Origin of the sequence: Janthinobacterium sp. PLB04 (assembly GCF_021165895.1) — a bacterium.
Taxonomy (GTDB): Bacteria; Pseudomonadota; Gammaproteobacteria; order Burkholderiales; family Burkholderiaceae_D; genus Janthinobacterium; species Janthinobacterium lividum.
Genome location: NZ_CP088968.1, coordinates 3816936 through 3836846, shown reverse-complemented (window position 1 = coordinate 3836846; position 19911 = coordinate 3816936). Strand labels below are relative to the sequence as shown.

At 64.9% G+C, this 19911-nt stretch carries 16 protein-coding genes; 14 read left to right on the top strand and 2 right to left on the bottom strand.

Going from position 1 to position 19911, the window contains the following annotated elements; all coding sequences use genetic code 11:
- Positions 1–82: 82 nt before the first annotated feature.
- The 12 genes from gap (at position 83) to LSO07_RS16990 (ending at position 14871) form a co-directional block, all read left to right on the top strand.
- Entirely contained in the window at positions 83–1093 is a 1011-nt protein-coding gene (gap, locus tag LSO07_RS17045) for a type I glyceraldehyde-3-phosphate dehydrogenase (protein ID WP_151095744.1), read from the top strand.
- 91 nt (positions 1094–1184) lie between these two features.
- A complete protein-coding gene (gene pyk, locus LSO07_RS17040; RefSeq protein ID WP_191909700.1) occupies positions 1185–2645 on the top strand; it encodes a pyruvate kinase in 1461 nt (486 codons plus the stop codon).
- Between the two features lie 51 nt (positions 2646–2696).
- Complete coding sequence (locus tag LSO07_RS17035; RefSeq protein ID WP_151095741.1) at positions 2697–2996, top strand: hypothetical protein; 300 nt, start codon at positions 2697–2699, stop codon at positions 2994–2996.
- An 89-nt stretch (positions 2997–3085) separates the two neighbouring features.
- Positions 3086–3568, top strand: coding sequence for a DUF3617 family protein (locus tag LSO07_RS17030; protein WP_151095738.1), 483 nt, complete (start codon positions 3086–3088; stop codon positions 3566–3568).
- A 135-nt stretch (positions 3569–3703) separates the two neighbouring features.
- On the top strand, positions 3704–4210 hold the full coding sequence (locus tag LSO07_RS17025) for a sigma-70 family RNA polymerase sigma factor (protein WP_225317330.1): 507 nt from the start codon (positions 3704–3706) through the stop codon (positions 4208–4210).
- A complete protein-coding gene (locus LSO07_RS17020) occupies positions 4207–5184 on the top strand; it encodes a FecR domain-containing protein (RefSeq protein WP_151095733.1) in 978 nt (325 codons plus the stop codon). Before LSO07_RS17025 ends, LSO07_RS17020 begins: the two co-directional genes overlap by 4 nt.
- Before the next feature lie 174 nt (positions 5185–5358).
- Positions 5359–7818: a TonB-dependent siderophore receptor gene (locus tag LSO07_RS17015; RefSeq protein WP_225317329.1), complete on the top strand. Its 2460-nt coding sequence runs from the start codon at positions 5359–5361 to the stop codon at positions 7816–7818.
- A 75-nt stretch (positions 7819–7893) separates the two neighbouring features.
- Positions 7894–8262 carry a hypothetical protein gene (locus LSO07_RS17010; RefSeq protein WP_151095726.1) on the top strand — a complete coding sequence of 123 codons (369 nt, stop codon included), beginning with the start codon at positions 7894–7896 and terminating at the stop codon, positions 8260–8262.
- Positions 8263–8348: 86 nt separating this feature from the next.
- Positions 8349–8915, top strand: coding sequence for a hypothetical protein (locus LSO07_RS17005; protein WP_151095723.1), 567 nt, complete (start codon positions 8349–8351; stop codon positions 8913–8915).
- Between the two features lie 362 nt (positions 8916–9277).
- Positions 9278–12985 (top strand): PAS domain S-box protein, encoded by a 3708-nt coding sequence (locus LSO07_RS17000; RefSeq protein ID WP_151095720.1) that lies wholly within the window; start codon positions 9278–9280, stop codon positions 12983–12985.
- Positions 12986–12998: 13 nt separating this feature from the next.
- Complete coding sequence (locus tag LSO07_RS16995) at positions 12999–13994, top strand: response regulator (protein WP_034785791.1); 996 nt, start codon at positions 12999–13001, stop codon at positions 13992–13994.
- A gap of 61 nt (positions 13995–14055) precedes the next feature.
- Positions 14056–14871: an aminoglycoside phosphotransferase family protein gene (locus LSO07_RS16990; protein WP_151095717.1), complete on the top strand. Its 816-nt coding sequence runs from the start codon at positions 14056–14058 to the stop codon at positions 14869–14871.
- A gap of 51 nt (positions 14872–14922) precedes the next feature.
- Here LSO07_RS16990 and LSO07_RS16985 read toward each other — a convergent pair whose 3' ends face one another.
- Positions 14923–16797, bottom strand: a complete 1875-nt coding sequence (locus LSO07_RS16985) for an esterase/lipase family protein (protein WP_151095715.1) — start codon at positions 16795–16797, stop codon at positions 14923–14925.
- Positions 16798–16810: 13 nt separating this feature from the next.
- Positions 16811–17587, bottom strand: a complete 777-nt coding sequence (locus LSO07_RS16980; protein ID WP_034785793.1) for a DUF481 domain-containing protein — start codon at positions 17585–17587, stop codon at positions 16811–16813.
- 255 nt (positions 17588–17842) lie between these two features.
- Here LSO07_RS16980 and LSO07_RS16975 point away from each other — a divergent pair, with 255 nt between their 5' ends.
- Both LSO07_RS16975 and LSO07_RS16970 read left to right on the top strand, forming a co-directional pair.
- Positions 17843–18529, top strand: a complete 687-nt coding sequence (locus LSO07_RS16975) for a winged helix-turn-helix domain-containing protein (protein WP_151095712.1) — start codon at positions 17843–17845, stop codon at positions 18527–18529.
- The gene (locus LSO07_RS16970; protein ID WP_151095709.1) at positions 18522–19886 is read left to right on the top strand and encodes a sensor histidine kinase; all 1365 of its coding nucleotides are present in this window, start codon (positions 18522–18524) and stop codon (positions 19884–19886) included. The genes LSO07_RS16975 and LSO07_RS16970 overlap by 8 nt, the downstream gene beginning before the upstream one ends.
- The last annotated feature ends 25 nt before the right edge of the window (positions 19887–19911 follow it).

Genomic DNA, 19911 nt, shown 5'->3' with positions numbered 1-19911 from the left:
CACAACTCCCTTCCGCTCGCTACGGTTTTGTTCGGCGCTGTACGTATCAGGTGAATCATTTAAATAATATCAAGGAGACAGCATGACCATCAAAGTTGCCATCAATGGCTATGGCCGCATCGGCCGCAATGTCTTGCGCGCGTTTTATGAAGGCGGCAAGCAGCAGGATATCGAAATTGTCGCCATCAATGACTTGGGCGACGCCAAGTCGAATGCACACCTGACGCGCTACGACACGGTACACGGCAAGTTTCCCGGCGTCGTCACCATCGACGGCGAGAACATGATCGTCAATGGCGACCGCATCCGCGTCTTCGCGCAGCGCGACCCGGCCCTGATACCGTGGGGCGAACTCGGCGTGGACGTCGTGCTCGAATGCACGGGCTTCTTCACGACCAAGGAAAAAGCCTCGGCCCACCTGAAGGGCGGGGCGAAAAAGGTCATCATTTCCGCGCCGGGCGGCAAGGACGTGGACGCCACCATCGTGTTCGGCGTTAACCAGCATGTGCTGAAAGCCACGGATACCGTGATTTCCAACGCTTCGTGCACGACGAATTGCCTGGCGCCATTGGTGAAGCCCCTCAACGACGCCATAGGCATCGAATCGGGCCTGATGACCACCGTGCACGCCTACACGAACGACCAGGTATTGAGCGACGTGATGCATGAAGACTTGCGCCGCGCCCGTTCGGCCACGCATTCGATGATCCCCACCAAGACTGGCGCGGCTGCCGCCGTCGGCCTGGTCTTGCCGGAACTGAATGGCAAGCTCGATGGCTTTGCCATCCGCGTGCCGACGATCAACGTCTCGCTGGTCGACCTGTCCTTCATTGCCAAGCGCGATACCAGCGTCGAGGAAGTCAATGCCTTGCTGAAAACGGCGTCGGAAGGCGCCTTGAAAGGCATCTTGACGTACCAGACGGAACCGCTCGTCTCCATCGATTTCAACCATAACCCGGCTTCGTCGAACTTCGATTCGACCCTGACCAAGGTCTCGGGCCGCCTCGTGAAAGTGTCGTCGTGGTACGACAACGAGTGGGGCTTCTCGAACCGCATGCTCGACACGACGGTCGCCCTGATGGCGGCCAAGTAAGAACGTAGTACCGCTGATCCAGCGCACCAGGACGGCCGGCCCACAAGGCCGGCCCTTGTAGCAGCACGAACTTTATAGAAAGCAGCACACCATGACCATGCAAGTACAGCAACGCGCCACCAAGATCGTTTCCACCATCGGCCCCGCTTCCAACGATATCGATACTCTGGTCCGCATGTTCAAGGCCGGCGTCGACGTCGTGCGCCTGAACTTTTCGCATGGCAAGGCGCAAGACCATATCGACCGCGCCCGCATGGTGCGCGAAGCGGCAGCCCTGTGCGGCCGCGAAGTGGCCATCATGGCAGACTTGCAAGGCCCGAAAATTCGCGTCGGCAAGTTTGAAGAAGGCAAGATTTTCCTGGAAAACGGCGCCAAGTTCATCCTCGACGCGAAATGGGGAGAAAACGGCGAATTGGGCAATATCGAGCGCTGCGGCCTCGACTACAAGGAATTGCCGCGCGACTTGCGCACGGCCGACGTGCTGCTGCTGAATGACGGTCTCATCGTGCTGACGGTGGATAAAGTCGTCGGCAGCGAAATCCACACTACCGTCAAGATCGGCGGCGAATTGTCGAACAACAAGGGCATCAACCGCCAGGGCGGCGGCCTGTCCGCTCCGGCCCTGACGGCGAAAGACATGGACGACGTGAAGACGGCGATGAGCTTCCAGGCCGATTACGTGGCCGTGTCCTTCCCGAAAAATGCCACCGACATGGTGATGGCGCGCCAACTGGCCAACATCGCCGGCGAAGCGTGGGACCACAAGCCGATGATGATCGCCAAGATCGAGCGCGCGGAAGCTATTCCTGCGCTGCAAGAAATTCTCGACGCGTCCGACGGCATCATGGTGGCCCGTGGCGACCTGGCCGTGGAAGTGGGCAACGCGGCCGTACCGGCTTTGCAAAAGCGCATGATCAAGATGGCGCGCGCCTCGAACAAGCTGGCCATCACGGCCACGCAGATGATGGAATCGATGATCGTCAACGCCGTGCCGACCCGCGCGGAAGTGTCGGACGTGGCGAATGCCGTGCTCGATGGCACGGATGCCGTCATGACGTCGGCGGAAACGGCCTCGGGCCGTTACCCGATCGAAACGGTGGAAGCGATGGCCGCCATCTGCCTGGACGCGGAGAAATGGGATACCTGCAAGCTGGACGCCGATTTCCTCAACGCCACGTTCTCGCGCATCGACCAGTCGATCGCGTATGGCGCGCTGTTTACGGCCCATCACCTGCGCGTGAAGGCGATTGCCACCCTGACGGAATCGGGTTCCACTGCACTGTGGATGAGCCGTTGTAATATCGACATCCCGATCGTGGCCCTGACCCCGAGCGTGGGCACGCGCCGCAAGCTGGCCCTGTACCGCAACGTCAGCACCCTGGAACTGACGTCCGGCACGGACCGCGACAAGGTCTTGCAGCAGGCCGAAGATTTGCTGGTGGAACATAAGGTCGTGGCCAAGGGCGACACCGTCGTGCTGACCTGGGGCGAGCCGATGGGCAAGGTCGGCGGCACGAACGCGCTGAAAATCATGAAGATCGGCCAGCACTGACCGTGTATTATTGACCACATCGCTGGCCGGCAGCCGTCTGCAGTCTTAAGAATGGCTGAAATAGGGGCGCTTGGCCGCCCACTGCAATGGCAGATGCCCAATCAGCCATTGCCTTGGCCACATTTCCGTGTCAGCATGGTTTTCCTGCCTTCCAAGGCGCATCCGGAGTTCATGATGACTGCATACTTGCCTGCCTTGATCTGGTCTTTGTCGGCCTTTGCCTGCATGTGCATTGCCAAGCGCCGCCAGATCAGGACAACGGCCGTCCGGGCCGTCCTGGTGACCTTTTTTGGGCCGTTTGCCATCCCCTTCGTGCTGGCCGCAAAGCCCGGGAAACCCTATCCGGCGTAAATCCGCGCGGCCGTCATGTACGGTTAAGCGTGTGGCCTGCGGGCATTTCTCTTTGCTATATTCAAGTTTTTAGCCGAAAGAGCATGCCCATGAAGCGCCGCGCGACCTTGTTTCTGATGACCATCCTTCCCCTGTGCGCGGTCACGTTCGCCTCGGCGGGCGAGCCGGTGCAGCGCTTGCAGCGCGCCACGGGGCTGTGGAAGGTGACGCCCGCCACCTCGCCATTTTCCTGGGAAATCTGCGTCGACCACCCGCGCGACCGCCTGATCGACGACGATCTGTGGTCCGGTTTCGAGCAGGAATGCAAGATCGAGTCGCAAAGCCGCCAGGGCGACAGTTATCAATTCGAGGCCGGCTGCCCGGACGCCAGGCTGGCTGGTGCCTTCAAGGGCGACCTGGCCAAGGCATATACCTTGAGCGCCGACACCACCGTGCAAGTCAATGGCAAGAACGAAGTGCAGCACACGGAACTGGCAGCCGTGTTCCAGGGTGCTTGTCCGGCAGGGCTGGCGCCGGGCGCGAAGAAAATGCGCGGCGGCATGGTGATGAAGAGCCTGTACATCAAGCGCTAGAGGATTGCGGCCGCGTTGAAACAACAGTTTCCACGGATAGGCAGGCGCCGGCATTGACGGCGGAGGCAATGATTTGTGATAATGAGAATTATTATCAATTGGCCGCGCCTTGCCTTGTGCGCATCGGAGTCCCTAGTGAACATTGCGCAGTCCAGCGAGTCGATAGCCGGCATCTACAGCCACCACCACGGCTGGCTGATGCGCTGGCTGCGCGCCAAGCTGCAGTGCGCCGACCATGCGGCCGACCTTGCGCAGGATACCTTCGTGCGCCTGCTGACGGCGCCGCCTGAGGGCCGGCAAACCTTGCACGAGCCGCGCGCCTACCTGACAACCGTGGCGCAGCGCCTGCTGATCGACCATTACCGGCGCCTGTCGCTGGAACAAGCCTGGCTGGAAACCCTGGCGCAGCAGCCCGATCTGCTGATGCAGTCGCCGGAAGAGCGTTTGCTGGTGCGCGAAGCCCTGCAGCGCATCGATGCCATGCTCGACGGCTTGCCGCCGCCGGTGCGCAGCGCCTTCCTGCTGGCGCATGTCGATGGTCTCGCGTATGGGGAAATCGCGCGGCGTCTAGCCGTGAGCGAGCGCAGCATCAAGCGCTACATGGTGCAGGCGTTTGAGCGCTGCATCCTGCTGATCCTGTGAGCGCCAACACGGCTGCCATCGATCCCCGCGCCGCGCGGGCGGCGGCGCAATGGCTGGTGCGCCTGCACGGGGGCGCCTTGACTCCAGGCGAGCAGCAAGCGTTCCAGGCCTGGCGCGCCAGCGATCCCGCGCACGAAGCGGCCTGGCAGCGTGCCGAACTCGTGTGCAGCACCCTGGCCAGCGTGCCGCCCGCGCTGCGCCAGACGGCGGACGCGGCGCCTCAGTCGCCGCACCGGCGTGCCGTGCTCTACGGCCTGGCCGGGCTGATCGCGGCCGGGCCGGCGCTGTGGCTGGCCAGCCAGTCGGCGCCGTGGCAGGCGTGGCGCGCCGCCATCCGCACGGCGAGGGGGGAAATCCGCCACATGACCTTACCTGACGGCACGCGACTGGTGCTTAACACGGACACGGCCATCGATGTGCATTTTGACGGCGCGGCGCGGCTGCTCGTGCTGCATGCAGGGGAAATCCATGTCGGCACGGCGCATGACGGGGCCGTGCCGGCGCGCCCCTTCCTCGTGCGCAGCAGCAATGGCGCCGTGCGCGCGCTGGGCACGCATTTCAGCGTGCGCCACGCTGGCAGCGCGCTGGCGCCGCGCACCGAGGTGAGCGTCAGCGAAGGCGCCGTCGAGATACAGCCAAGGGACGCTCCCGACGCCTTGCGCAGGATCGATGCGGGCCGGCAGGGCAGTTTCGACGACCGCGCCGTTTCTGCCTTGACGCCGCTGGCGCCGCGCGCTGCCGGCTGGCTGCAGGGCGTGCTGATCGCCGAGCGCATGCCGCTGGGCGAGGTGCTCGAACAGGTGGCGCGCTACCGCTATGGCGTGCTGCGCTGCGATCCCGCGCTGGCGGCCATGCCCGTGGACGGTATCTTCCAGTTGAACGACCCGGACAACATCCTGCTCTTGCTGCAGCGCTCCTTGCCGATCCGTCTGGCGCGCCGCACGCGCTACTGGATCAGTATCGAAGCGGCTTGAGATTGTCGGGTATGGTAAGTCGGCTTAGCCCGCAGGGCGTAAGCCGACATGCCCCAATTTACTTTTTGCCTGTCCCTTTTTCCGGATTGCTTCGTCATACAAGGTAGAGAACGAACAATCCGAACCATCGAAAGGGTCCACATGGCTTTGCAGCACCGCATTACCGCAGCACGAATGACGCTCCATCCCACCACCGGCGCCGTGCGCGCCGCGCTGGTCCTGCTCCTCGCCGTGGGCGCCGCCGGCACCGGTTTGCCGCAAGCGGCGCTGGCCGCCGAGTCCGGCCCGGCCGCCAGCGTGCGCGACTACAGCATTCCCGCCGGCAGCCTGCGCAGCGCGCTGGCATCGTTTGCCATCGCCGCCGGCGTCAATCTGTCCACCCAGGGCGTGGCGCTCGACGGCCTGGTGACGCCGGGCTTGCAAGGGCGCCATGGCATCTCTGCCGGCCTGCAAAAACTGCTGCAAGGCAGCGGCCTCGAAGTGACGGACGGTGGCAATGGCAATTACCTCTTGCGTAAAATCAATACCGGCACGGCCGATGGCGGCCTGGCCAGCATGCCCGCCGTGGTCGTCAGCGCCGAGGCAGACCGCGCCACGGAAGGCACGGGCTTATATACGGCGCGCAATATGTCGACGGCCACGGGCCTGAACCTGTCGCAGCGCCACACGCCGCAAACGGTCAGCGTCATTTCGCGCCAGCAAATGGAAGATTTTGATTTGACCACCTTGCAGGACGTGGCGCGCGCCACGCCCGGCCTGTATGGCAAGACGCAGGGCGTGTCCGACCAGGAAACCACGTATTTCGCCCGGGGCTTTGCCTTGAGCCACGTCAACGTGGATGGCTTGCCGCTCGATGTGACGGGTTTCAATGAGCGCAACGTTTCCGCCGACATGCTGATGTACGACAGGGTGGAAGTGGTGCGCGGCGCCACGGGCCTGATGGAAGGGGCGGGCGCACCGTCGGGCAGCATCAACATGGTGCGCAAGCGCCCCACGGCCACACCCTTGCTGAACGCCTCGGCCCACCTGGGAAGCTGGAAGGACCGGCAATTGACGGTGGACGCCAGCAATGCCCTGAACGCTGCGGGCAGCGTGCGGGGGCGTGTCGCGGCCAGCTGGCGCGACAGCGACAGTTTTGTTGACGTCGTCAACAATACCAACGGCACCGTGTATGCGATCGTCGAGGCGGACCTGACGCCGTCGACCACGGCCGGCATCGGGTTTTCGCGCCAGCACAGCCGCACCGACGGCGTGTTCGTCGGCTTGCCGACCTTGCCCGATGGCCGTCACATGGACTTGCCCCGCTCGACCTTTCTGAATAATGCCGATTCCTTCCAGAAGCGCGACAACAATGTCCTTTTCGCCGACCTGGAAACGAAGCTGGACAAGGGCTGGCGCAGCCGCTTCGCCATCACGCGCATCGATGCCTCGTCGAGCACGCGCAACACCACCAACAGCCGCGTCGATGGCGAAACGTATCTGCTGGAACAGTCGGAAACGGGCTGGAAGTACAACACGGAACAAGTGGTGGCCGACTGGCGCTTGAGCGGCCCCGTCACCTGGTTCGGTCGCCAGCATGACCTGATCGTGGGCGCCAGCTACCGCCATGACGATTCGGACGCGGGCCAGAGCTGGGAAGGCGCCGGGAAGCGCGTGATCGATATCCGCCACTGGAATCCGCGCGCCTACCGCATGAACGGCGCGCCGTTCGAGCCATATAACTGGGGCCGCAAGACGGACGAGAAGGGCCTGTATGCGGCCGGTAACTTTAGCCTGGCCGATCCGCTGCGCCTGGTGCTGGGCGGGCGCTTCGGCTGGTATGCGCAGGATGTCACGGGCTGGTATGCCACCAACCCGGCCTGGCGCCGCAGCCTGACGGAAAACGCGAAATTCACGCCATACGCGGGCCTCGTCTACGACCTGGACCAGCACCATTCCGTGTATGCGAGCGGCACGCAGATATTCCAGCCGCAAAGCGAGCTCGATGTGCGCGGCAATACTTTGCCGCCGTTGAGCGGCACCAACCTGGAAGCGGGCGTCAAGGGAGAATATTTTGGCGGCAGGCTCAATGCCAGCGGCGCCTTGTTCCGCATCAGGCAAAACAACCGCGCCATGGCCGACGAGGTCAATTGCCCCACGGGCGGCGCCATCTATTGCGCCCGCGCGGCCGGGCAGGTGCAGAGCGAAGGCATCGACTTGCAATTGTCGGGCTCGCCATTGCCGGGCTGGCAGATCGCGGGTGGCTACACCTATGTACTGGCCAAGTACACCAAGGACAGCGTAGCGGCCAACATCGGCCAGCGCATCGCCACGGATGAGCCGAAGCAATTGTTCAAGCTGTACACGAATGTGCAGCTGAGCGGCAGCCTGGCGAAATGGAACCTGGGCGCCTCCGTGTATGCGCAGGACAAGATCTACCGCCGCGAAACGGGCTTCGATACGCGGCAGGGCGCTTACGCCATCGTCGGGCTGACGGCCGGCTACCGGATCAGCGAGCAGCTGCAGCTGCGCGTGAATGTCGACAACGTGCTCGACCGCCGCTACTACCAGGGGCTCGGCTATTCGTGGTCGGGCGGGCTGGAACGCTACGGCGCACCGCGCAGCGTGCTGCTGTCCTTGAACTACAAGATGTAGCCGTTGCGCCAGCAGAGCGCGTCCCGGGCGGGCGCCTCTGCTACACTGCCGCCGTCCCCATTTTTGACTGTTCCCATGTCCGCCATACCTGTCCTCACGCCCCTGAAAAGCGCTTTCCAGCAATCGCGCGCCGAGAATAATATCGAGCTGATCCTGCCCCAACTGCTGACCGCGCAATTGCACGTCGTCATCGGCGGACAAAGCGAACAGATCGACCTGTTCCTCGTGCCATCGCCCAATCCCGAGCGCCAGTGTGTGACGGTGGCGGAAGACCTGGCCTTCCTGGCTGGCATCAACTTTCCCAAGATTCCCGTGACGGGCGCGCAGCTGATCGCCTCGATTCCGCCCGAGATCGAGATCGTCCTCCTGCATGGCGATGGCGCCAATTACCTGACGCGCGAGCAGCTGGCGTGGTTCCGCGGCATGCTGGCACCGACCGCTTGAGCGGGGAGCTGAGACCCACGCTGAAGCCGGCGCGCGCCGAATGGATCCGTTTTTCGCCGGCTGACGATGCAAGCTCGCATGCGGCGATGATGGCCAATCTGCGTCCCGTGCTGTGGCGCAGCGTGCTGCTGGGCGGCTGCGCGCTGATTCTCGCCTTTGTCCTGCAAGCCGTCTGGCGCGACGTGCCGTACGCGGGCGAGGCAGTGTTGTTCTGTCCGCTGGCGCTGGCCGCCTGGATCGCGGGCCTGGTGCTGTTTCCGGGACGCAGTCTGCTCTTTCATGTGGAACTTGACGATGCGGGCCTGTTGCTGCGGCGCCATGCGCGGCGCCTGCCCGGCCGGGATAAAAGCGTGCAGCTGGACTTGTCGCAGCTGCAGCGGCTGGACGTGGTCACATATGGGGGTGCATTGCAGGTCTATCGGACCCCGGCACCGCTGGCGCGCGTGGAGCTGCTGCTCTACACGACTCTCGCGGACTATCCGCTGATCCGCGTGGTGGGCCTGAACTTGCCCGTGCCGCAGCGCTGGACGCTGTGCCAGATCAAGGAGGAACTGAGCCGCCGCTGTAGACTGGCCGGTATCCCTGTCAGCGAGACGACTGGACCGATCAGCCAGGAATCCGCGGCCATCCGCGCGCGCTGGCCGCAGGCGTAGGCGCAGACGGGCCAGTGTCGCATCGCCGCCGCAATAACTATCATTTTTGATAACTATATTGCTGAAGTCCTATGAATATGTTCGCAAAGCAACTATACTCATGGCTCTTTAAAAAATCATCGTCACGCTGGCGGCCAGCCATCCGCGCCAGAGTTCGTACGCATTCCGCTTTTTCACTCTGTAAAAAGCACCTTTCCCCCGCGCGGCAGGCGCGGGCGTGATGACCGAGCCTTGCCCTGGTCGACTGCTACCGTTGTCATTTCCGCTGTGTTGCCGCTTTAGTAAAAAGCGTGGTGCCAGCGCGCGCGGTGGGCCGTCATGTTTTGCGACGTCACGTTTCACTCACCTTATGCCACGACAGTATGTTTAGTTCCATCTTTGCCGTATCGAGCGATACCATGCAGTACATCTACGGCACGCACAATGCGTGGCTGGTGCTGTTTTCCGTCGGTATCGCCATCTTTGCCTCGTTCATGGCCTTGCAGATCGCCGGTATGGCGCGCAGCAGCGAGCGCGGCTTCCAGCGCCAGACGGCCATCATCACGGGCGCCATCGCGCTCGGCGGCGGCATCTGGTCGATGCACTTCATCGGCATGCTGGCCTTCGACATCTGCACACGCGTATCCTTCGACCCCAGCCTGACCCTGCTGTCGATGCTGCCCGGCGTGGCTGCTTCATGGGTGGCGCTGCACCTGCTGGCGCGCCCGAGCATCAACTGGCGCCAGCTGGTGGTGGGCGGCGTGCTCGTCGGCGTGGGCATCGGTTCCATGCATTACAGCGGCATGGCCGCCATGCAGACTTCGCTGACCCTGCATTACCAGCCCTGGCTGTTCGCCCTGTCGCTGGTGGTGGCTGTCGTCATGGCCATGCTGGCGCTGTGGATACGTTTCGGCCTGAGCGCCATGCGTTTGCGCCTCACTCCCCTGGCGTCGTTGCTGGTCAGCAGTGTTGTCATGGGGCTAGCCATTTCCGGCATGCATTACACGGGCATGCTGGCGGCGCGCTTTTCCGGCACGCCCACGGCGGGCGAGAACACGATTACGGTACAGGCCTCGTTCGTGGCCCTGGCCGTGGCCCTGATCACCGTCACCCTGACCGTCTTCGTGGCCGCCGCGAACGGCTTGCTGCGCTACCGCCAGCTGCTGCGCCACGCCAGCGCCAGCGAATCGCGCCTGCGCGCCATCGTCGATACGGCGGCCGACGGCCTGATCACCATCGATGGCCAGGGCAAGGTGCGCTCCTTCAATCCCGCCGCGGAAAGCCTGTTCGGCTGGCGCGAAGCGGAGATCGTGGGGCGCGACGCCAGCGTGCTGCTGCAGCCGTCCGACGCGGCCGAATACGAAGGCTATCTGCGCGACTACCTGGAAACGGGCGCCTCGCGCATCCTCGACAGCGGACGCGAACTCGATGGCTGCCACAAGGATGGTGCCGTGCTGCCCATGCGCGTGGCGATCGGCAAGATCGACACGCCGGGCCAGCCCCTGTTCGTGGCGTTTGTCACGGACATGCGCTCGTCGCGCAGCATGGAGCAGGCGCTGAAGGACAGCGAGCGCCAGTACCGCACCCTGATCCGCAACATCCCCGGCGTGTCCTTCCACTGCAGCTTCGCGCCCGAATGGAGGATGATCTTCATCAGCGATGCCGTCTTCAACCTGACGGGCTGGATGCCGCAGGACTTCGCCGAAGGGCGGATCAGGCTATTCGACCTCGTGCACCCGGACGACCGCCAGCGCGTCAACGACACCTGCGTGCAGGCGGCCGGAGAAAAGCGCGACTTCGAGAACGTCTACCGCATGATCCACCGCGACGGGCGCGAGCGCTGGGTGCGCGAAAGCAGCGGCCCCGTGCTCGATAACGACGGCGTGGTGCGCTGGATCGATGGCGTCATCCTCGACATCACGGAAAGCGAATTGCGCAACGCCGAATACGAAGGCAAGGTGACGGCCATCTCGCGCGCGACTGCCGTCGCGGAGTTCGACCTGCAGGGGCGCATCCTGGCGGCCAACGAGAACTTCCTCAACCTGGTCGGCTACCAGCTCGACGATGTGCTGGGCCTGCACCACAGCATCTTCTGCGAACCGGGTTATGTGACCTCGCCAGACTACATCGCGTTCTGGCAGCAGCTGGCCAGTGGCCAGTTCAATACGGGCGAGTACAAGCGCATCGGCAAGGATGGCAAGGAAGTGTGGATACAGGCTTCGTACAATCCGATCTTCAACACGGACGGCAAACCGTTCAAGGTGGTCAAGCTGGCCACCGACGTCAGCGAGCGGCGCGCCATGCAGGAAAACCTGCGCGCGGCAAAAGACCGCGCCGAGCTGGCCGCCGAATCGAAGACCAGCTTCCTGGCCAACATGAGCCATGAAATCCGCACGCCGATGAACGCCATCATCGGCTTTACGGAAGTGCTGCTGGGGACCGCCCTGGACAGCCTGCAGCGCCGCCATCTGGGCACGGTGCGCCAGTCCGCCCGTTCCCTGCTCGAGCTGCTCAACGACATCCTCGATATGGCCAAGCTGGAAAAAGGCGCCACCGAACTGGAACTGGTGGACTTTTCGCTGCCCGACCTGGTCGACCATGTGGCCGCGTCGCTGCGCATCACGGCGCATGCGCGCGATCTGGTGCTGCATGTCGATGTCGATCCGGGCATGGGCCAGTTCTTTCTGGGCGACGCGCGCCGGGTGCAGCAGGTGCTGACGAATCTGATCGGCAACGCCGTCAAGTTCACGGAAGTGGGCCATGTGCGCGTGGCCGTCGGCATGCAGGGCGAGCAGGTGCATATCGCCGTGCACGACACGGGCATCGGCATCCCCGCCGACCGCCTGGACAAGATATTCGCTCCCTTTACGCAAGCCGATTCCTCGATGAGCCGCCGCTTTGGCGGCACGGGCCTGGGCACGACGATTTCGCTGCAATTGGTCGAACTGATGAAAGGCACCATCACGGTGGAGAGTACCCTGGGCGTGGGCAGCGTGTTCCACGTGCTGCTGCCGCTGGCGCCGGGCAAGGCCGTGGCGCGCCGCAGCGAGCAGCCTGTGGTGGCCTTGCCGCCGCTGCGCATCCTGGCGGCCGACGACGTGCCGCAGAACGTGGAGCTGCTCCTGATCAGCCTGGGCGCGGCCGGCCACCAGGTGATCGCCGCCAGCGATGGCGAGAGCGCCGTGCGCGAGTTCAGCAAGGGCAGCTTCGACATCGTCCTGATGGACGTGCAGATGCCGCGCATGGACGGCCTGGAAGCGACGCGCCTGATCCGCGTGCACGAGCGCGAGCAGGGTTTGAAGGCGACGCCCATTATCGCCCTGACGGCCAGCGTGCTGGAACAGGACCGGCGCGCCGCGCAGACGGCCGGCATGAACGGCTTTGCTTCGAAGCCGCTGGAAATGCACAAGCTGACGGCGGAAATCGCCCGCCTGCTCGATATCGCCGTGGCCATGCCGCCGCCGGCGGCCGGCGCGGCGGCGCGTGCCGCCGCCGGCCAGGTCGACTGGCAGCGCGGCATCGCCCTGTGGGGCGGACGCGCGGCCTTGCAGCGCGCCATTGCGCGCTTCGTGCAAGCCAATGGCGACTGCGCCGCGATGCTGGCGGCGGAACTGGAACGCGGCGGCAGCAGCGTGGCGGGCCACCTGCTGCACCGGATCAAGGGCGCGGCGGGCAACCTGTGCCTGGTGCAGGTCGAAAGCCTGCTGGGACGCATCGAGCAAGCCATCGCGCGCCAGTTGCCGGTGACCGAATTGCTGGTGCAGCTGGCGGCCGCCTTCATGGCGCTGGCCGGCGAGCTGGAAGAGGTGGATATGCCGGCCGTCGCCATGGAAGCGCCGGCCGGCAGCGCGCCCCTCGATGCAGCCGCCGCTGGCGCCTTGCTGCGGCAAGCCATCGCCAGCCTGGAAGGCGGGCAGCTGGACGACGCCCTGATGGCGCAGATCGCCGCCATGCTGGCGCCGCACGGCCAGCAGCCGCGCCTGCAGGCACTGGCCAGCGCCATCGACGACTTTGAATTTGCGCGCGCCGCGGGCGTGCTGCGCCAGCTGCTGGCATGGCTGGAAGCGCCAACGCATGCCGACTTTTCCTGATATTGGGCCAACGATGACCTTACACGAAGACAAACCGACCCTGCTGCTGGTCGACGATGAAGCGACGAATCTGCAGGTGCTGCGCCAGATATTGCAGGACGATTACCGCCTGCTGTATGCCAAGGATGGCGAGAAGGCGCTGGAACTGGCGCAACACAATCCCGTCGAACTGATCCTGCTCGACATCATGATGCCCGCCATGACGGGCTATGAAGTGTGCCGCCAGCTGAAAGCCATGCCGGCCACCGCGTCCATCCCCGTCATCTTCGTCACCGCCCTGTGCGACGTGAAGGACGAGGCGGATGGCTTTGACGCGGGCGCCGTCGACTACATCACGAAACCCGTCAGCCCGCCCATCGTGCGCGCCCGCGTGCGCACCCATCTGTCTCTGGTCGACGCCGAAGAGTTGCGCCGTTCGCGCCTGCAGGTGATCCAGACCCTCGGCCAGGCGGCCGAATACAAGGATAACGAGACGGGCATGCACGTCATCCGCATGAGCTATTACGCGCGCCAGCTGGCGCTGGCGGCCGGCTACAGCGCGGCCAGGGCGGAAGACCTGCTCAACGCGGCGCCCATGCACGACGTGGGCAAGATCGGCATCCCCGACGCCATCCTGCAAAAGCCGGGCAAGCTCGATGCGGATGAATGGCAAGTCATGCGCAGCCACGCGGAAATCGGCGCCGCCATCATCGGCGAGCATGCGGGCGGCCTGCTGAAAATGGCGCGCACCATCGCCCTGACGCACCACGAAAAATGGGACGGCAGCGGCTATCCGCAAGGCTTGAAAGGCGAGGAAATCCCCCACGAAGGCCGCATCGTCGCCATCGCCGACGTCTTCGACGCGCTTACCAGCGAACGCCCGTACAAGCGCGCCTGGACGGTCGACGAAGCCATCGCCACCATGCAGCGCGACAGCGGCACGCACTTCGACCCGGACCTGCTGGCGCTGTTCATCGAACAGCTGCCGGCCATGCTGGAAATCAAGGACCAGTGGCGCGAGCCGGCGTGAACGAGCTACCCGCCGGTTTGTCTCTTATAGTAGCGTCCTGACCTTCATCCCAGGATTGCCCATGGATTACCGGAACCGCATTGCCGACCATCTCCGGCAATGGTCATTGCAAGCCGATGGCATGCCCGTGCACACGCATGGCGCATGCCTGTTGCCGGTGCTGCAAGGTGGCCAGCCGGCCATGCTGAAGCTGTCGACCGGCGACGATGAGCGGCGCGCTGGCGCCGTGCTGCGCTGGTGGGATGGCGACGGCGCCGTACGCGTGCTGTCCGCCTCGACGGACGATGATGTCCTGCTGCTTGAGCGGGCGATGGGTTCCCGTTCGCTGGCCGCGCTGGCGCGCGCGGGGGAGGCGGGCGATGCGGCCGCCACCGGTATCCTGTGCGCCGTGGCGGCACGCCTGCATGCGCCGCGGCCATCCGCTCCACTTTTGCCTCCCTTGTCCGGCTGCTTTGCCGCGCTGGCCGCTGCCTCGGCTTACGGCGGCGTGTTGTCGGCATGCCATGCCGTGGCGCAGGATTTGCTGGCGGCGCCGCAGGACAGCGTGGTGCTGCATGGCGACCTGCATCACGCGAACGTGCTCGATGGCGGCGCGCGCGGCTGGCTGGCCATCGATCCGAAAGGCTATGTGGGCGAGCGGGGTTTTGATTTCGCCAATATCCTGTGCAACCCGGATGCCGCGCTGGCCACTTTTCCGGGCCGGCTGGAGCGGCAGGTGGCGCTGATCGCCGATGCGGCGCGCCTCGATCCGGCGCGGCTGCTGGCATGGGGCGCCGCGTGGGCGGGCCTGTCGGCGGCCTGGCACCTGGAAGACGGCACGCCGCCGGAGACGGCGCTGGCCGTGGCCGCCACCGCGCTGGGGGCCTTGCGGGAGTGATGGCGCCTTAGAGCTTATCCCAGCAGAAGACGCTCACTACTGGGATAGGCTCTAAGGCAGGCTGTCGGGCATGCGCAAGATGCGCCGTATCTCCAGGATCGCCTGCGGGCTTTCCTGTACGCTGTGCCAGGACGGGATGACTTTTTCCGACAGGGCGCCATCGAGGTGGGCGCTGGCGTAGGGGACCACGCCGTCGCTCGATTCGGCCAATGGCAGGTCCGGCGTGTCGTTGCCCATGATGGAGTAGTAGCGCACTTTCGGGCTGATGGGCAGGTCTGCCACCAGGCGCACGAACGGGTCCTTGTCGCTGAGGTTATCGATGCTGTTGGGGATGCGCAGCGGTTCGCTGCTGCCCGTGTCGAGCTGCGCCAGGCTGCCGGCCGCGTCGGACAACTGGTCGAGCATGTTGATGGGCAATGTGATCAGGTTGGCGATCCAGCGCGCCACCTTGTGGTTGGCGAACGAGGTGCCGCGGTGCGGCGCCGCGATGAAGATGGCGCGGTTCACCTGCGGCATGGCCGTGAAATTCAGGTAGGGCGCCAGGCCGGCGCGCACTTTTTCCGCCTTCTTGCCCTTCAAATTGTATTCTTCCGTGATGGCGTCGAGCAGGGTATTGCTGGCATCGGAGACCATCAGGCGCGCCAGCACGCCGCCCATGCTGTGGCCGATCAAGACCATGTCGTTCGCGGCATCGGCCTTGGCCGAAGGGTCGAACTGCGCCAGCGTCGCGTTCAGCGCCTGGCGGATGGCGGCGTTGTTGGCCGCCAGCGGCGCATTGCTCGGGTAGTACACTTGCCAGATCTGATAGCGGCGGCGCAGCTGTTCGTCGCCCATCAGTTCATTCGCCACGTTGATCCACGCTTCCGGACTGCTGGCCAGGCCGTGCAGCATGACGATGGTGCGCTTGTTCGGGTCGTAGGGCTGCATCAGGTGCACCTGCGGGCGCGAAATGCCGTCGGCACGGCCGAACAGGGTGCGCAGCGCCTGCACGCCGAAGCCGGAGCGGGCCAGCCACAAACCATAGCCGGCCGTGAAATTGGCTGCCACGGGCAGTTCCTGTCCCGCCATGCGCGTCGATTCGCTGCGCGTCGGGTCGACCAGCATCACCAGCAGCTGTTGCGTGGCCAGGACTTCCTGCAGGCTGTTGCCGTCGAAGCGGATCAGCGCCGTGACGACGGGGAAGCGGGTTTCCTGATAAGGCACATACTCGCCTTTCGACGCCCGGGGCTTGGGCATGACGGCCACCAGGTCGGCACCGAAGCCGTCGCGCCGGTACACATTGCGCAGGCCGGAAAACGACAGCGAGGTGGCCGGCAGCAGTTCATCGGGCAGGGTGCCGTCTTCAGGCAGGCGCAGGGCCGACAATTCGCTGTCGATTTCCCAGCCGGCGACGCGGATCACATGGCCGTCGGGGCGGTATTCGCCGCGGTGGCGGAACAGGTTGCCGACGGCCTTTTGCACGGCATAATTATAGTAGTCGCGGATTTGCGTCTGGCGCTCCTCGAAGGCGCGCTGGCCCGGCGTGCGCGTCGTGTAGAACAGGTAGGCATACGCATAGCGGGCCGATTCGAGCCAGGCGGCCAGCCGCTCGGCACTCGGGTGGCCGCCCTGTTTTTCTTCCGCCAGGGCGCTTTCCAGCCACAGTTCGGACAGGGTGGCCAGGCGCTGCTCGTCGCTGAGCAGCTCGGAGCGGGCCAGATCGGCGCGGCAGCTGCCCGTATTGGCTTCGCAGGCGGCGATGTCGCTGCCGATGATGCGCAGCACTTCGCTGGCCGAGGCACTGAGTTTTCCCGTGGTGAGGATGTCGCCGCGCCGCTGCTGCAGGTAGTCGGCCGGCGAGATCGCGCTGACGGTGACGGCGGCGCAGCCGCTCAACAGCGCCGCGGCGCACAGGAGGGCGCATACGCGCAGACGTCGCATCAGCATGGCCGGTCCGCGTCTAGAACGAGTAGACCAGCGTCAGCGAGGTTTGCGTATCCGTGTTCTTCTTGTCGTCCGGCACGCGCGTGTCGTTGCGGGCGCTGAAGGCGGCCTTCATCTGCATGGTGCCGTTGATCTTGGTGCTGAGGGCTGTTTCGGCGATCGAGTGGGTGTTCGAGGTACCCCGCTCCACGCTGACCGTTTGCGTAAACATGGCCGACTGGCTGATTTTCCACTTCATGGCGGCCGCGCCGCGCACCGTCAGGCCGTGTTCCGACTCGCCCGCATCATTGGTGCCGCTGAAATAGCCTGGACCGACTTCCACGTCGATGCTCTTGTCGCTGGACTGGTACCAGCGCGAGCCATGACCGATGGCCAGGGTCGAGTACTTGGTGTAGGCGCCGAACTTGTCGTTCACGTGCGAGGCCAGCACGAACAGTTTTTCATGGTCGGCCATCAGCTTGTAGGCGGCCTTGGCGGAGGCGGAAAAGCGCTCGGCCGAGCGTTCGCGCACTTTCTCGCCGTCGTCGTTCGTCGTTTCGTCTTCCTTGAAGTAGCCGCTGAAGATGTACTGGTTGCTCCAGTCATCGAGTTCCTGGCGCGCGTCGATCTTGCCCGTGACGGAGGTGCCGACCGTATTTCCGGAGGTGGTGATGGCGCCCAGTTCGGCGGACGTGCTCCAGCTGCCGATGGGGATTTCATCAAACAACAGGCTTTGCTTGGTGTCTTTGGCGGCGGCGCTGCCGCAGGTGATGGCCATGGCCAGCGCCAGTGCGAGAGAGTGGGTCGATTTCATGGCTGTATTGGTCTGTGGCGCGCGCCTGGCGCGCCTGATATTCGTTAATGGCAGTGGTGGCTATGCAGGCCGCGGCAAGCCGTGAGGCGCCGATAAAACCTGCGCACATGCGCGCGCGGGCGCGGCCAAAAATTGTCGAGGCTGTATTGTACCCGACCCTGTCATCGCGCGCCGCACGCCGGCGGGGCTGGCAAGTGGCGCGCGCCTGGCGTATGCTGCGCCTATCTGCTGCCCTGATTTTTACAAGGAACTCCCGTGCGCTGCCTGGTCATCGAAGACGAAGCTGAAACTTCCCGCTATATCTGTGCCGGCCTGCGCGAGGCGGGCCACGACGTCACCGCCTGCGACAATGGCATCGATGGCATGCGCCTGGCCTGCGGCGAAGACTGGGATGCGCTGGTGCTCGACCGCCTGCTGCCTGGCGAGATCGATGGCCTGGCCATCGTCGCGCGCCTGCGCGGCATGGGCCGCAACACGCCCGTGCTGGTCCTGTCGGCCCTGTCCAGCGTCGACGAACGCGTGCGCGGCCTGCGCAGCGGCGGCGACGATTATTTGTCGAAACCGTTCGCCATCGCCGAACTGCTGGCGCGCATCGAAGCGCTGCTGCGCCGCGCCGCGCCCGTACCCGAATCGACGCAGCTGCAGGTGGCCGACCTGATACTCGACATGCGCACCATGCGCGTGACGCGCGCCAACCGGCAGATCGCCTTGCAGCCGCGCGAATTTCGCCTGCTGGAATACCTGATGCGCCACCAGGGCCAGTCCGTCACGCGCGCCATGCTGCTCGAAGCCGTGTGGGACTACCATTTCGACCCGCAGACGAACGTCATCGACGTGCAGGTGAGCCGTTTGCGCACCAAGGTGGACAAGGAATTTTCGCCGCCGCTGATCCACACGGTGCGCGGCGTCGGCTACACCCTGGGCGTGATCGACAGTGCGTAACTGGCACCGCTCGATCGCGGCCCGCCTGGCGCTCGGCTATGGCGTGCTGGTGGTCGTGTCGATCAGCATCGTCTGCGCCGTGTTCTATTTCGGCACCATCGGCGTGCTCGATCGCAGCGTGGACCGCAAGCTGACCCTGCTCTCGGAGCGCCTCGCCGCCCTGTACCAGCAGGACGATGCCAGCCGCACGACGGCGGAAATCGCCCATTTGCTGACCGACCGCACCGACAGCGACACGGAGATTTTTTTGCTGGTGGGCGCCGATGGCCGCCGCGTGGCGGGCAATCTGTCGTCCTGGCCCGACGTGGGCAGCCCCGTGGGGCGCTTGCTGCACCGCGACGTCACGCGCGAAGGGCGCAGGGTGCCCGCGCGCATGCTGATCCGTGAACTGGAGGGCGGCGCGCGCCTGTTCGTCGGGCGCGACATGGAAGAGGGCAAGTCGATCCGTTCGCTGGTGCTGCGCTCGCTGGCCTACGGCGGCGGGGTCGCCATCCTGCTGGTGGTGGCGGGCGCCTGGCTGTTCCGCCGCCAGCTCGAGGCGCGCATCGGGCAGATCCGCCGCACGGCGGGGGAAATCGAGGCGGGAGACCTGAGCCGTCGCATTCCCGTCTCCAGCGAAGACGAATTCGGCTTGCTGAGCCGCGACATCAACCGCATGCTCGACCGCATCGAGCACCTGATGGAAGGCGTGCGCCACGTGTCGAACGCCATCGCGCACGACTTGCGCACGCCGCTGGGCCGCATCCGCAACAAGCTCGACGGCGCCCTGCGCCAGCAGCAGGGCGTGGCCGGCTACGAGAGCGCGGCGCAGGCGGCCATCGACGACATCGACGACCTGACGCGCGTGTTCGACAAGCTGCTGCAGATCGCGGCAGCCGAATCGGGCATGCGTCCCGAGAATTTCAACGACATCGACCTGCAGCAGATCGGCGCCGACATCGTGGAAATGTACGAGGCCACGGCCGACGAGCAGGGCGTGCTGCTGGTGCAGATGTATGGCGAAGGCGTGCCGGCGCGCGGCGACCGCAACCTGCTGGGCAGCGCGCTGGCCAGCCTGGTCGACAACGCCATCAAGTATGCGGGGCGGGGCGCCACGGTGGAAGTATCGGCCGGCAGCGATGAGCAGGGCAGCTGGCTGGCCGTGCGCGACAACGGCCCCGGCGTACCAACGGAGGAACTGCCGAAGCTGACGCAGCGTTTTTACCGGCTCGACAAGAGCCGCCACTTGCCCGGCAACGGCCTGGGCTTGTCCATCGTCGCAGCCATCGCCGCCCTGCATGGCGGCAGCCTGGAGATCGAGGATGCGGCGCCGGGCTTGCGCCTGCGTTTCAGGCTGGCCGATTTTATTGTCCGCTAAGCCCAGCCTTGCTGGTCGCCGTGTG